This is a genomic window from Exiguobacterium sp. EA-TM-5, from assembly GCF_053878415.1.
The window spans coordinates 2297634-2310273 of the sequence record NZ_CM132670.1 but is presented as its reverse complement, the minus strand read 5'-3'; the positions used below and the strand labels follow the sequence as shown (position 1 = coordinate 2310273).

Below are 12640 nucleotides of genomic sequence, written 5' to 3'. Positions count from 1 at the left end.
GGAGTTCATTATGACAAATAAATATAATCAAAACAAAGGAGACTTAAAAAAAGGATTTAGCCATAATAAAAAAACTTTTCCTGAACTTGTTTGGAATGGAAGAAAACCAGAATCGGATTATGATAATAAGGTTACTAGATACGGAAACATGGTAGACGAACTATATAGTTTCGTTGAACACGATAAAAAATATTTCAATGTAGTTTTTGACTTTTTTTCTAGTGTGACCGAACCTTACACTAACGAAAAAATTAAGCTTCGAGAAAGATATGTTTATTTATTGGAAGTAAACCATAAAAGACAGGGATTTAGTATTGATGAAACAAGAAAAAGATTATTACTTTTTAATAAAATGCTAGATTTACAAAAAGATGAGTTTAAAACATTTAGAGGTTTTTTTATTGAAGAATTTTTAAATAGAAAACTATCCTCTCGGATTGGTATATTTGAAAGGGTTTTTAGCGAAGAAGAAATTCAAATTAAAAATTACTCTAAGAAATCAGAGTTTAGTACTAAATCAGATGTTGATGTAATACATATTAGTTGTACTGAACCATTAACGAAAAGTAATGCCCATCGAGTAGGAAAAATAAAAAAATTTACCGCTTACGAGTGTAAAGCAACAATCTGGCCATTTTTAATTAAACAAGTATATTGTAAATATCCTCCAAAAAAACATGTTAATAAAGTTATTTACATGGTTGAGTTAACGAATATAGTTAATGAAATATATTCAGATTCTGAACGTCAGTTAAATATTGTCGGTTATAAAAGTCTTGATGAAGAATCGTTATTAGATGTTGAAAATGCAATTCGTAAAATTAAATATGAGGAGCATTATAAGAAAAATAATAAGGAATTTTTGAGAGCGCTTTACGAAATTAAAAAATTTTATGATAATGGAATTCTTCGTTTAACTGGAAAGCAAGAATTGCAAACATTATTATATGCTTAAATAAAATTTTTGATACAACCTTGACACAAAAATATACTTTATACGCGATGTTATTTTTATTCAGTCAAAGCGTGCGATAACTATCGCACTGTTCTAAAGGACATAAGTATTACTGATCTATCAGACGCCTTATAACAGACAAGGCGTCTTTTTTATGCATAAGTATCTAAAGATATAATCTTAGTTTTGATATTTGTAAATATAAAGTAGTAAAACATATAGAATACAAATAATTGTTTTTTATGGAATTAATACAATTGTTGTATAGAAAAACGCTTGAGAATCGCTGCGATTCTTGAACTCATGGAATGTATTCCAGCGACTGACTTCCGCGGAACGATCAAACTCGCATTTTCAGTCGAAGAGGAAATCGGTTGTAGTGGTACGGAAGCGATGGACGCGTTCTTTTTAGAGGACGTTGACGCAACAATCGTCTTTGACCGACGTGATACACGCGACATCTTTACGGGGGGAAGTAGTGATGCGAAACTATTCGCGCTACGAGCTATTCCGTCCGTTAACCTATCCGTCGGTTATCTGCACGAGCATACAGATTTTGAACAGGTTGATTTTGCAGCGACGCTCGAAACCGTCCGTTTGGTCGAAACAGCACTTCATCATCGACTGCTCGAGCGCTATTTTGCTAAACGAACGGAAAATCCACCTCCAGGCGGATATACCGATTAAGAGATTCCAAATATAGTAAATATAGAGGTAGAATAAGGGGGAGACGATTCAATGTGGATCATACTTGGGTTAGTGGCGATTGGGTTTACCGCACTGAACATCATCTTTTATTTGATCGGTAAGGATTATCGTTTCCTAATGGTGCTCGGACTGAGTTTTACAGCATTGACGCTGTGCGCAGAATACCGTCTCGTCGCAGAATTCGTCGCACGGGAGGACTGGGCAGCATTACAAGACGTCGTACCGGGGATGGAGCGGGCACTGTGGGTGTTGACGTTCATCTCGATCGGATTAAATGTATTGCCGCTACTGTTAGACTACCGAAAAAATCAATCGCGTTAACGAATCGAAGAGGAGCTGAAACACGATGAACTATGTCTATGCAACGCTAACGCAGCGGCAGGCGGAGCAAATTGCCTACGAGTGGCAGTATGATGGTCCGTTTGCATTTTATGATATGCCGAACGACGAGGACGACTTAGCCGAGTTTCTCAATCCAAAGGAACGGACCGAGCATTACTTCGCTGTGTTGAATGGGGAAGAATTGATTGGCTACTATGTATTCGAAATAAACGCAGACATCGTTGACGTTGGGCTTGGCATGCGACCGGACTTGACGGGGCAAGGAAATGGAACGGCATTTTTAGAAGCCGGTCTTGCATTTGTGATGGACCGATACGCACCAAAACAAATCGAATTAGCTGTCGCGACATTCAACGAGCGGGCGATTCGCTTGTATACGAAAAGTGGCTTCGAGCCAGTCGAACGGTTCCAACAGGCTACGAACGGCGGAAGTTATGAATTTATGAAGATGCGTTTATCGATAGGAGCGATGTCATGACGATCGAACAACGATTATTCGAGGCAGCGACGGATTTGATTAAAAGTAGATACCCGAATGGATGGGGCGGGGCAGCAGCGATGGCGACCGATGACGGTCAAATCTTGACGAGCGTAGCGCCAGAAGTCATGAATGCCTCGACCGAATTATGTATAGAGACCGGAGCGATTCTTGAGGCACACAAACTCAATTGCCGCATCACGCATACGATGTGTGTCGTTCGGGATGACGAACAAGCATCTTTTAAAATTCTGACGCCATGTGGTGTCTGTCAGGAACGATTGAATTATTTTGGAGCAGATGTTCTAGCGGCAGTGACGAATTCCGAGCAAGTCCTTCTGTTTAAATCACTTCAAGAGCTTCAACCCTATCATTGGTCACACGCCTATTCTTCTGAAACGTAAATGATAAGAGGGAACGTATGAAATGAGAAGGAGATGATGACATGGCACGCTGCACGAATTGTCAGTACAAGTTCAAAACAAAAGAGCTACTCGCTGTCAGTGTTACGATACACGGTAAAGGCAAACCATGTCCGAACTGTGGCGTGAAACAATACATGTCCCGGAAGTCACAATTTTATCTATCACTCGGGAATATCAGTCTCTTGTTTGTGCTGTTCTTGCCATTTCTGATTCGATTGAGCGACCGGGAAGAATCTATGAGATAAGCTGTCGGTTGCCTTCAATTTCATGAAACTTTTTCCTGAATCAACCAGTAGATAAGGAAGAAGGAGATGATTAGATGGTGCGTTGTACGAATTGCCAGTATAAGTTCAAAACAAAGGAAGTGCTCGCTGTCGGATTTGCGAAACATGGTAAAGCCTGTCCGAACTGCGGTGTGAAGCAATACATCTCGAAAGACTCGCAACATTACTTATCGCTCGGATACGTCAGTCTCTTGTTCGTCTTGATCCTACCGTTCGTCATCAAACTGAGCGATAAAGAAGAGACGATCTGGTAAAGCATCACGCGCATGCCTGCAAACGACAGGATGCGCGTTTTGTCTTATACTCGGGGCAAAGGAGCTGGGATGCATGCAAACCGTATATGATGCAACTGTACAAAATGCAGCGGGAGAGACTGTTTCATTGAGTGATTATGCGGGGCGTGTCCTCGTGATCGTCAACACGGCAAGTAAGTGTGGGCTCGTCAAACAACTCGGTGAACTGCAGGCGCTCTATGATCAATATGAGGAACGAGGAGTCACGGTGCTTGGTTTTCCGTGTGATCAGTTCAATCAACAGGAGTTCGCGAGTCAGGAAGAGACGATGCAGTTCTGTCAGCTGAACTATGGCGTGACGTTTCCGATGTTTCAGAAGATCGACGTCAATAGACCGAATGAACATCCGCTTTATACATTCTTAAAACGCGAGCGCTCGGGTCTACTATCGTCGAAGATTAAATGGAACTATACGAAGTTTCTAATCGATCGCCAAGGACGTGTCGTACAGCGGTTCAGTCCGGTCGATTCCGTCCAGTCGGTTGAAAAAACGCTATCTTTGTATCTATAATCCAAGTAACCGTCCGGCGCAAGTCGTTGGGCGGGACAGATAAATACCCTACCTTTGGCGAGGTAGGGCTTTTTGTGTCATTCAGCGATGAACGAATCAAATGAATACGTAACGATCGCATCACTTCGTTTATGTCCGAGGTCGGTCAAGACCGGTGGCCGGGAAGACAAGACATGAAAATCCTGTTCGAACGCCCTGAGCCAGTAATGGACCCAGTCTTTCGTAGGATCGAGCCCCATCAGTTCACGCGTAAACGTCAGTAGTTTTGAATCGGTCAGCGTCAGGAGTGGAATCGGATTGATTTCGACGTCTTCTTTCAGTTCATAGAGGTCCGGTGAACGTAGCAGAATCGCATCCGCTTCGAAAGTCAATCGGAAGTAATTGCAACTGTAGTCACCGACGATGACCATCGTCTCCTCCGTATGCCCACGAAAATGAAAGATCAATCGGTTACCATTTGCGACATCAATCAAGAACTGATCGAGTCCGATATTATAATCCTCACGAAATTGCAGTTTTTCAAGCGTGATTTCTTGCATGACTTAACCTCCTGTCTGAGTTTGTCGTTCTTCCGCTAAAACGGTTTGTCGTGCTGCTAGGCTGGACGAGCCAATCAATAGAGCAATTCCGAGTAACAATAACGAGATTCCGAACCAAGCCGTGCTACTTAACTGTTCGTCAAGGACGAATACACCGAGCAAGGCGGCTGTCAATGGTTCACCGAGCGAGAGTGTGACGGCAGTTGACGACGGTACGTTCGATAGTCCTTTTGCAAATAACCAGTAAGCTAGCCCGGTTGCGACGACGCCGAGATGGAGACTGATTCCAGCCCCTCGTGACGTGACCAACCATGAGAGGTCGAACAAGAATAGCAGGGGAGATAGTAGCAGGGCGCTTGTCGTAAAGATGACGGCAACGACCGATAGCGGTGCGTGGGTCTTGACGAGATCACGGCTGACGAACGTGTACCCGGCAAACGATAGTCCGGCACCAAGTGCAAGAACGATGCCGATCGGATCGATCGCGACCGTCCCTTGATTGTTCAGAAGCAACAGACAACCGATGATCGATAATCCGGTTGAAGCCCACCACAGCAACGCCGGACGTTTCTTTAAGAACAGCCACTCGATGCATCCGGAGAAGATTGGTGCGCTACCAATCGCAACGACGGTACCGACGGCGACACCCGTCATCAAAACAGCCGAGAAGAACAGGGGCTGGTAAGCTGCCATGCTGACGGCAGCAAGTAAAATCGTCCGCAGCGGCCAGTCGCGCAATGTCAGCTTTCCCTTTAAGAAGACGAGACAGAGCAAGAACAGTCCGCCGACAGCCAGACGAACGGCACCAATCGCAATCGGATGTGCATCGTCCGGCGCAAAGGCTTGCGAGGTACCCGTCGTGCCCCAAAAGATTGCAGCGAGTAATATGAGTAACATCGATGATGATTTAGACATGGGTCACCTCGTCAAATTCGTGTTTTTTTAAATGATATTAGAACGAGAATACCACAGAACAAGTAGTATGGAATACACCAAATAATTGAAAAAATGGTATGGTGTATAGGGTGAAGTCGTATCATTCACGAATGCGAAGAGGAAAAGGATGAGATGTATGAAAGAAATGAACCAAATCGAAGCGATACTTGAAGTCTTAACGCAAAAAATCAATCACGGATCGACCTTTATTCAACGGCGATACGACACTGGAGTCGCTCAATTTAATCTGAATGATCCAGTGACGGAACGGGCGATTCAGTCGTTTGAAACACAGTTCAACCTAACGTTACCAAGCGAATACAAGACATTTCTTCGTTTACATGACGGAGCGGAATTGTTCATGATTCAAGGTCTCGGCATCGAGCTCTATTCGCTTGAAAAAGTCATTGAAATGACGATGCAGGCTAAAGAGGATGATCTGATCAATGAAGACTATGATCACTTCTTGATGATTGGTGAGATGAACGAAGGATATGTCTTGATCCATACGGAAGATGCGAAGTCGGATGAGACACCTTATATGCACTGGATGTTTCATGAGTTGTCGACAGAGGAGACTGACCCAATCGGACAGAACTTCGGCACGTTCCTTGAATATGCAATTATTGCACAAGGAGATATGTTCTGGGAGTTTAAGGACTTCTCGATTGCAACGAATGATTATTATGTAGAGGACTACAATTCCGAAGAAGAAGTGAGCAAACCACGACCGATTCGCTTTGTCGACTCGGTTCGCGTTGAAATCGAGTATCCGATTGCGAAGCGGGATGCGTATTTCTCAGTAAAGATTTTCGAAGGGAAACAAGACAAAGAAAGTCTCGGCGCTAGCTACGACTCGGATTCGCGCTTTGAGAAAGTGCTCCAATCGGTACAGGAATATCTAATGGCGGAGCGTTTCCAATATTCTTCGATTATGGTCTTTCAGACGGAACACCGATTTTGGCAGAAAGAAGACGAGACGGGTGATCCGTTGATTCGTAACCACAATCCACAACGGCAAGGACTGCGCTTTGATGGATACCGTGCCTTCGTCGAGGAGCCACCACGCCCACTTCCAGGATGGGAATGAATCAGAAATTAAAATAATTTATGCCTCTGGTGAACGACTTCTGTAAAAAATATCTTCAGAGCCTCATACAGGTTCCGATACGAATGATGCTACTAGTAACATGAGACGTAAAAAGTGGTCCCATGGGAAGCTGATTTTTGTCCTTTAGGCAACTAACGGGTGAAAATCAGCTTTTTGTTTATTAATGATACTATGCGACGCTGCTCTATCAACTGACGATTGATCAGCCCTAGGTCTACGAATCCCGTTACTCGTCCCAACGATTGTGCGGAAGCGAATGTGTGCGTTACTGGATTTCGCGAACGATGAGATTATGACAAGCAGGAGATTTGAAGACTAAGCCTGAAAAAGAAGAACAGAACTTCGTTTATATCGAAATTTAATTTCAAAATTAAATAAATAATATTGAATTAAAATTTCTTAATTGTATAATAAAGGGAGGGATAACAGAAAGGGTGAAACAGATGTTAGATCAGTTAGCAACGGAACGTCGAAATGAGCGGACAATGCATCTCGATGATATGTCGGTCGAAGAAGTCTTACGAGTGATGAATGCCGAGGATCAGACGGTCGCAACGGTCATTCAGACGCAGATTCCGATTATAGCGGAAGTTGTCAAACATGTCATTGCGTCGTTTAATGCCGGAGGACGCTTGATTTACATCGGTGCCGGTACGAGCGGGCGACTCGGAATTCTCGATGCGGCAGAATGTGTGCCGACATTCGGGGTCTCACCAGATATGGTCGTCGGATTGATTGCTGGCGGGGAACGGGCGTTGATCAAGGCGGTCGAGGGAGCAGAGGATAGTCGAACGCTTGCCGTCGATGATTTAAAAGCGCTCCAACTAGAAGCGCGTGATACGGTCATCGGTATCGCGGCAAGTGGGCGGACACCGTATGTCATCGGTGGTCTTGATTATGCAAAGGAAGTCGGAGCGGTGACAGCAGCAATCTCTTGTAATACGGATGCGATCATCAGTGGGCATGCTCGTTATGCGATCGAAGTCGAAACAGGTCCGGAAGTCTTGACGGGGTCCACACGATTAAAAGCGGGAACAGCTCAAAAGCTCGTCTTGAACATGATTTCGACGGCAGCGATGATTGGTGTCGGTAAAGTCTATCAAAACCTGATGGTCGACGTTCAGTCGACGAACGAGAAGCTCGAGATCCGGGCGAAGCGGATGATCAGTGAGGCGACAGGAGTCGATGCCGTAACGGCGGAACGCATCTTCAGCGAAGCGAACGGTCACGTCAAAACGGCTATCGTCATGATTCTCGCAAACATTCCTTACACGGAAGCCGTTGAACGGTTACAGCAAGCAAACGGATTCGTCCGAGACGCACTCTAAGGGGGAAACACGATGAAGAAGGAAGAAGTGCTGGCAAAGGCGATACTCGAGCACGTCGGTGGAAAAGATAATCTCCGGCAGCTTTCGCACTGCATGACGCGGGTTCGCTTATCGTTAAAAGATCCGACGCAAGCAAATATCGACGCTTTAAAACGGATTGATGGTGTCATGGGGGTCATCGACGACGAGACATTACAGATTGTCGTTGGTCCGGGAACGGTCAATCGGGTAGCCGATCACTTAAGTCGTGAAACGGGACTCGCAATCGGGGAAGAGTCCGTCGATCCGAATTTGACACCAGAAGAACGAGCAGCTGTCGAGCGACAAAAGGTGAAAGCAAAACAACAGTCACCGTTCAAACGCTTCTTGCGCCGAATCGGGAACATCTTCATCCCGCTCATTCCGGGACTTGTCGCTTCCGGTATCATCAACGGGGGTGCGAACTTCGCGAAGAATGCGGGTGTCGATGAAACACAGACCTGGATGCAGATTTTACTACTGATCGGTGGGACGGTCTTTGCATATCTCGCAATCCTTGTCGGCTGGAATACGGCGAAAGAGTTCGGTGGGACGCCGGTACTCGGCGCAATAGCGGGCGGAATTTTGTTCAACCCGGTGCTTGCTGACATTACGATTTACGGGGAACCGCTTGTTCCAGGCAGGGGCGGTTTGTTTGGTGTTATCTTCGCGGCTTGGTTGATGACATATCTTGAGAAACATATCCGTCGCTTCATGTTCGCATCGATTGATATCATCTTTACGCCACTCTTGACGGTGTTAATCGTTGGGTTTGCTTCGCTGTATGCGATCATGCCTGTTGCGGGACTTTTGTCAGACGGGATCATGAAAGCAATCAATGCTGTACTTGAGGTTGGTGGACCACTTGCCGGGGCATTACTTGCCGGCTTCTTCCTACCACTTGTCATGGTTGGTCTCCATCACGGACTGACGCCGATCCACCTTGAGTTCTTGAACACAATCGGCAACACGCCACTCTTACCGATTCTTGCGATGGCAGGAGCAGGTCAAGTCGGGGCGGCAATGGCAATCTTCGTCAAGACGCGTAACCCGCGTCTGCGTAATATCATCAAGGGTGCGATTCCAGTCGGGTTCCTCGGAATCGGTGAACCGTTGTTATACGGGGTCACGTTACCGCTCGGTCGGCCGTTCGTAACGGCATGTCTCGGTGCTGCAGTCGGTGGTGCCTTCCAAGCGACGATGAAGACGACAGCACTTGGTGTCGGCGTATCCGGTTTATCGTTAACACCGTTGATCGATAACGGAATGTACTTGACGTATATCGGCGGTCTCGTCATTTCGTACGCGGCAGGTTTCCTGTTCACGTACTGGTTCGGTTTCAAAGAAGAAATGGCAGACGGTATTTAAGGTTTTGAAAAGCAGTTGAATCCTTCCAAAAAGAAGGAATCAGCTGCTTTTTCCCTAAGTAGAGAAAGGAAGGAGTGAGTTGATGAAAGGATTATCAATTTATTTAAATGAACCGATGACGGATGAGACGGTTGAGTGGTTGCAGCGGATGCGCGCTGTCGGCTTTTCGTCGCTCTTTACATCACTACATATTCCGGAGGACGATTCTTCACTTTACGTCGAACGATTGCAAGCGCTCGGTCGTGTAGCAAAGACACTCGGGTATGAACTTGTCGCGGACATCGCACCAGCTTCACTTGCGACACTCGGAAAGACATGGGAGACAGCAGCGACGTTAACGGAGTGGGGTGTCACCGGACTGCGCCTTGATTACGGCATCAGCCCGCAGCAAATCGCGATGTTATCGAACCAGATGATGGTCGCACTGAATGCTAGTACCTTAACGGCAGACGAATTAGCTGAGATGAAGGCACACGGACTTCAAATCGAACGAACGGAAGCGTGGCATAACTTTTATCCACGACCAGAGACAGGGCTTGACCGGACATGGTTTGACGGAAAAAATGCCTGGTTTCACGCACAAGGATTACGCGTTCAAGCATTCATACCGGGCGACGGAATACTACGCGGACCGTTGTTCGAGACGTTACCGACACTTGAAGATCACAGAAGAGCGGCACCGTTCGTAAGTTATATGGACTTAAAGCCGACCGTCGACCGAATTCTTGTTGGGGATCCACGGTTGACGGAAGCAACGATTCGGCAATTCGAAGCAGAACAAGACGGAGTCATCGTACTACGGGCACTCGCGAACGGACAACAGAATCCACGCGATACAGAAACGAATCGGTTTGATCCAGCGCGAGATGTCATTCGATCCGTTGAATCACGAATGAATCCGTCGACTGTTGATCTGACTCCGCAAGATGCGACTGCTCGTCCGCTTGGAACGATCACGATTGATAATGAAAAATACGGACGATACGCCGGTGAGGTGCAAATCACGAAGCGTGATCTTTCGGCAGATGAACGGATTAATGTCCTTGGTCGAGTCATTGCAGAAGATCGTCCATTGATTACGCAGATTGGTCCAGGACAGAAGTTCCGGATTGACTGGGTGACGCCATGAAGCAGATCGTTGCTGAGCGCTTCGCCTAACTATATCGAGGAGAGCTGTTCACGGTCATCACGATTTTACCGCTTAGCTGGTTCAGAAATCGTCTTTTTCCACAGCTTCAGCTATTTGAATTAAGCGCATTTTGGATATCGTTGTTCCTATTTGAACTATTACTGATTCAAGGGGCATCGTATTGGTATAGCAAGTGGAGTCGTCTGAAGAAAGAAGGAACATCATTCAACTCATGTACGATAACCGGTCGGATGTGCAATACTTAATACGGAATAAACGGTTGAAACGATCGGCATTAAGTAAAGAAATACAACGACTTCGTTAGATAGTCGAGGCAAGGTTTCAAAGAATATAGGAGGGATTGTATGCTCGATATGCTCATTCGTGGCTATCGTAAATTGCGGAAGTTAAGAGGACGATAAGAGGGAGGATGTTATCGATGAAATGGATCAATCGACCAACTCGAATCAAAGCAGAATCGCCATTACGCTTCATGACGGATCCGGACACAGATTTTTGGCGCAATACGCATTATCAGTTTAACCGACTGACGGGGCATGCGTTGCTGCAGGATGCTCCAAGTAGAGAATTCAAAAGCCGTATTGAAGTGAAATTAAAACCGAACGCTACGTATGATCAAGCGGGAATTTTACTCTATGTGAACGACGATCAGTGGGTGAAAGTATCGGCTGAATTCATTCCGGATGGTTCGTCACATCTCGGTGCCGTCGTGACGAGCTTCGGTTATTCGGACTGGTCGTGTCGGGACGTCGATAATACACTATTTGATGCACCGCTGGTCTTTGAACTCCATTACCTGAATCAAGACGTCACGTTGTATCACGTGACAGGAGAGCGAAGAGAGCAACTTCGCATCGCACACTTGCATGACGTGACGGATTTGAAGATTGGACCGTACGCCTGTAGCCCGGATGTAGAAGCAGCAGGATGTGAAGTAGAAGTATTGAACTTCTCGTTAGAACAGATTACAGAATAAATTCTTAAAAGATTTTTACATGATGTTAGAGGATGGGAACACACAAATTCCGTATGCGGAACCACTCTGTTTCTCCTATTCCTTCGAATTTAAAAGATTACCTGACTAGCATTGCGTAAGAAACGAAGGAGACAAAGCATGGTGAATATTAACGCCAAGTTCAATCGGTGCTTAAAACTGATCGAGAAATATCCGCAAGCTTTCGTAGTAGGAAAAGGGGCAACTGAAAATGAGATGCTTGAAGTCGAAAATCGTCTTCAGGTCACACTTCCTCCAATGTACAGAGCATTTCTAAAAAAATTCAGTTACCTGGCGACGTATGATAATGAGATCTGGGGAATCAATCCGTCTAATCATCAGTTAGATATTGTGTTTAGACTTGAAAAATATAACGAGAAACTACGTAGCAAATCTCAAAATGAAGTTCCTTCATATCTAATCGGAATACAGATGGAGGACTTTAGTTCGTCGCTCGTATGTTTAGACTTACGGGCTTTGATCTTCAATGATCAAGAGGCAAAGGTGTGTTTTTACCCGAGTGATGAGGAAGAGCATTATACGGATTCTTTCACAGAATTATTATTTGAAGTATGTGATAGCGCTGTTTCAACGTATTTGGATGATGGTGCGAACGATGCATCTCCTACTATTGAAAAAGTGAGTGAAAGCAAAACGGGGCGGAAGGATCTTTATTCAGAAGCAAAAGCGTTGATCCATGCACATCCGGAGTTATCTGAGTTTGAAAAAGGTTTATCTGATGCTGAAATCGAGGTAATTGAAAAAAAATTGAAGGTAACCTTACCTAAAAGTTACGTGACTTTCTTGAAGGAATTTGGAGGAGGTATATTTGGAGACAACCAGTTTTTTACGATGTTCAATGATGAATTAGTAAAAACGAATCTCGAATTGTATCATTCAACCGAGTATGAACATGCTCTTTCAGAACATCTAGTAGCTTTTTATTTTGACGATCTTGAGGAATTTTATGCGTGTCTCGATTTCAAAAATGTCAGGAACGGTGAGCCTAAAGTAGTGTATAGAGAAGTGAACGTACCGGAAGAAGACTATGATGATCATGATGCTTTCAAATCGTTCTCAGATTTTCTCTATTACATTATTCAAGATACGATTGACGTCAATAGCTAACAACCTCCTTGTTTATTAAGTGTCTTGTTTAACTATGAAGAATCGTCAAGAAAATAGACATCATAATAAAAC

The 12640-nt window shown here is 44.9% G+C and carries 16 protein-coding genes; 14 read left to right on the top strand and 2 right to left on the bottom strand.

Going from position 1 to position 12640, the window contains the following annotated elements; translation table 11 throughout:
• The first annotated feature begins 10 nt into the window (after positions 1 to 10).
• The 8 genes from ACV3PA_RS12245 to ACV3PA_RS12210 all read left to right on the top strand — a co-directional run bounded on the left by ACV3PA_RS12245 (position 11) and on the right by ACV3PA_RS12210 (position 3996).
• The gene (locus ACV3PA_RS12245) at positions 11 to 955 is read left to right on the top strand and encodes a hypothetical protein (RefSeq protein WP_456124950.1); all 945 of its coding nucleotides are present in this window, start codon (positions 11 to 13) and stop codon (positions 953 to 955) included.
• Between the two features lie 303 nt (positions 956 to 1258).
• A complete protein-coding gene (locus ACV3PA_RS12240) occupies positions 1259 to 1642 on the top strand; it encodes a hypothetical protein (protein WP_456124949.1) in 384 nt (127 codons plus the stop codon).
• Positions 1643 to 1693: 51 nt separating this feature from the next.
• Positions 1694 to 1984 carry a hypothetical protein gene (locus ACV3PA_RS12235; RefSeq protein ID WP_456124948.1) on the top strand — a complete coding sequence of 97 codons (291 nt, stop codon included), beginning with the start codon at positions 1694 to 1696 and terminating at the stop codon, positions 1982 to 1984.
• Positions 1985 to 2009: 25 nt separating this feature from the next.
• Positions 2010 to 2483: a GNAT family N-acetyltransferase gene (locus ACV3PA_RS12230; RefSeq protein ID WP_456124947.1), complete on the top strand. Its 474-nt coding sequence runs from the start codon at positions 2010 to 2012 to the stop codon at positions 2481 to 2483.
• Positions 2480 to 2887 carry a cytidine deaminase gene (locus ACV3PA_RS12225; protein ID WP_456124946.1) on the top strand — a complete coding sequence of 136 codons (408 nt, stop codon included), beginning with the start codon at positions 2480 to 2482 and terminating at the stop codon, positions 2885 to 2887. Before ACV3PA_RS12230 ends, ACV3PA_RS12225 begins: the two co-directional genes overlap by 4 nt.
• Positions 2888 to 2928: 41 nt before the next feature.
• A complete protein-coding gene (locus ACV3PA_RS12220) occupies positions 2929 to 3153 on the top strand; it encodes a hypothetical protein (protein WP_456124945.1) in 225 nt (74 codons plus the stop codon).
• A 74-nt stretch (positions 3154 to 3227) separates the two neighbouring features.
• A complete protein-coding gene (locus tag ACV3PA_RS12215) occupies positions 3228 to 3446 on the top strand; it encodes a hypothetical protein (protein WP_029341406.1) in 219 nt (72 codons plus the stop codon).
• Positions 3447 to 3519: 73 nt separating this feature from the next.
• Positions 3520 to 3996 (top strand): glutathione peroxidase, encoded by a 477-nt coding sequence (locus tag ACV3PA_RS12210; protein WP_456124944.1) that lies wholly within the window; start codon positions 3520 to 3522, stop codon positions 3994 to 3996.
• A gap of 77 nt (positions 3997 to 4073) precedes the next feature.
• Here ACV3PA_RS12210 and ACV3PA_RS12205 read toward each other — a convergent pair whose 3' ends face one another.
• Both ACV3PA_RS12205 and ACV3PA_RS12200 read right to left on the bottom strand, forming a co-directional pair.
• Positions 4074 to 4535, bottom strand: a complete 462-nt coding sequence (locus ACV3PA_RS12205; protein ID WP_456124943.1) for a hypothetical protein — start codon at positions 4533 to 4535, stop codon at positions 4074 to 4076.
• A 3-nt stretch (positions 4536 to 4538) separates the two neighbouring features.
• Positions 4539 to 5450 carry an EamA family transporter gene (locus ACV3PA_RS12200; RefSeq protein ID WP_456124942.1) on the bottom strand — a complete coding sequence of 304 codons (912 nt, stop codon included), beginning with the start codon at positions 5448 to 5450 and terminating at the stop codon, positions 4539 to 4541.
• 157 nt (positions 5451 to 5607) lie between these two features.
• Here ACV3PA_RS12200 and ACV3PA_RS12195 point away from each other — a divergent pair, with 157 nt between their 5' ends.
• The 6 genes from ACV3PA_RS12195 (at position 5608) to ACV3PA_RS12170 (ending at position 12568) form a co-directional block, all read left to right on the top strand.
• On the top strand, positions 5608 to 6561 hold the full coding sequence (locus ACV3PA_RS12195; protein ID WP_456124941.1) for an SMI1/KNR4 family protein: 954 nt from the start codon (positions 5608 to 5610) through the stop codon (positions 6559 to 6561).
• 455 nt (positions 6562 to 7016) lie between these two features.
• The gene (gene murQ / locus ACV3PA_RS12190; RefSeq protein ID WP_456124940.1) at positions 7017 to 7910 is read left to right on the top strand and encodes an N-acetylmuramic acid 6-phosphate etherase; all 894 of its coding nucleotides are present in this window, start codon (positions 7017 to 7019) and stop codon (positions 7908 to 7910) included.
• A 12-nt stretch (positions 7911 to 7922) separates the two neighbouring features.
• Entirely contained in the window at positions 7923 to 9296 is a 1374-nt protein-coding gene (locus tag ACV3PA_RS12185; protein ID WP_456124939.1) for a PTS transporter subunit EIIC, read from the top strand.
• A gap of 82 nt (positions 9297 to 9378) precedes the next feature.
• Positions 9379 to 10425 (top strand): DUF871 domain-containing protein, encoded by a 1047-nt coding sequence (locus ACV3PA_RS12180; protein WP_456124938.1) that lies wholly within the window; start codon positions 9379 to 9381, stop codon positions 10423 to 10425.
• A gap of 439 nt (positions 10426 to 10864) precedes the next feature.
• A complete protein-coding gene (locus ACV3PA_RS12175; protein WP_456124937.1) occupies positions 10865 to 11422 on the top strand; it encodes a DUF1349 domain-containing protein in 558 nt (185 codons plus the stop codon).
• Positions 11423 to 11560: 138 nt separating this feature from the next.
• Positions 11561 to 12568, top strand: a complete 1008-nt coding sequence (locus ACV3PA_RS12170) for an SMI1/KNR4 family protein (protein WP_456124936.1) — start codon at positions 11561 to 11563, stop codon at positions 12566 to 12568.
• The last annotated feature ends 72 nt before the right edge of the window (positions 12569 to 12640 follow it).

What these genes read in the sequence shown, in the direction of transcription:
- ACV3PA_RS12200 (WP_456124942.1), bottom strand. Translation starts at nt 5,450, where the DNA reads ATGTCTAAATCATCATCGATGTTACTCATATTACTCGCTGCAATCTTT.
- ACV3PA_RS12245 (WP_456124950.1), top strand. Translation starts at nt 11, where the DNA reads ATGACAAATAAATATAATCAAAACAAAGGAGACTTAAAAAAAGGATTT.
- ACV3PA_RS12210 (WP_456124944.1), top strand. Translation starts at nt 3,520, where the DNA reads ATGCAAACCGTATATGATGCAACTGTACAAAATGCAGCGGGAGAGACT.
- ACV3PA_RS12170 (WP_456124936.1), top strand. Translation starts at nt 11,561, where the DNA reads ATGGTGAATATTAACGCCAAGTTCAATCGGTGCTTAAAACTGATCGAG.
- ACV3PA_RS12180 (WP_456124938.1), top strand. Translation starts at nt 9,379, where the DNA reads ATGAAAGGATTATCAATTTATTTAAATGAACCGATGACGGATGAGACG.
- ACV3PA_RS12195 (WP_456124941.1), top strand. Translation starts at nt 5,608, where the DNA reads ATGAAAGAAATGAACCAAATCGAAGCGATACTTGAAGTCTTAACGCAA.
- ACV3PA_RS12225 (WP_456124946.1), top strand. Translation starts at nt 2,480, where the DNA reads ATGACGATCGAACAACGATTATTCGAGGCAGCGACGGATTTGATTAAA.
- ACV3PA_RS12175 (WP_456124937.1), top strand. Translation starts at nt 10,865, where the DNA reads ATGAAATGGATCAATCGACCAACTCGAATCAAAGCAGAATCGCCATTA.
- ACV3PA_RS12230 (WP_456124947.1), top strand. Translation starts at nt 2,010, where the DNA reads ATGAACTATGTCTATGCAACGCTAACGCAGCGGCAGGCGGAGCAAATT.
- ACV3PA_RS12185 (WP_456124939.1), top strand. Translation starts at nt 7,923, where the DNA reads ATGAAGAAGGAAGAAGTGCTGGCAAAGGCGATACTCGAGCACGTCGGT.
- ACV3PA_RS12220 (WP_456124945.1), top strand. Translation starts at nt 2,929, where the DNA reads ATGGCACGCTGCACGAATTGTCAGTACAAGTTCAAAACAAAAGAGCTA.
- ACV3PA_RS12235 (WP_456124948.1), top strand. Translation starts at nt 1,694, where the DNA reads ATGTGGATCATACTTGGGTTAGTGGCGATTGGGTTTACCGCACTGAAC.
- ACV3PA_RS12205 (WP_456124943.1), bottom strand. Translation starts at nt 4,535, where the DNA reads ATGCAAGAAATCACGCTTGAAAAACTGCAATTTCGTGAGGATTATAAT.
- ACV3PA_RS12240 (WP_456124949.1), top strand. Translation starts at nt 1,259, where the DNA reads ATGGAATGTATTCCAGCGACTGACTTCCGCGGAACGATCAAACTCGCA.
- ACV3PA_RS12215 (WP_029341406.1), top strand. Translation starts at nt 3,228, where the DNA reads ATGGTGCGTTGTACGAATTGCCAGTATAAGTTCAAAACAAAGGAAGTG.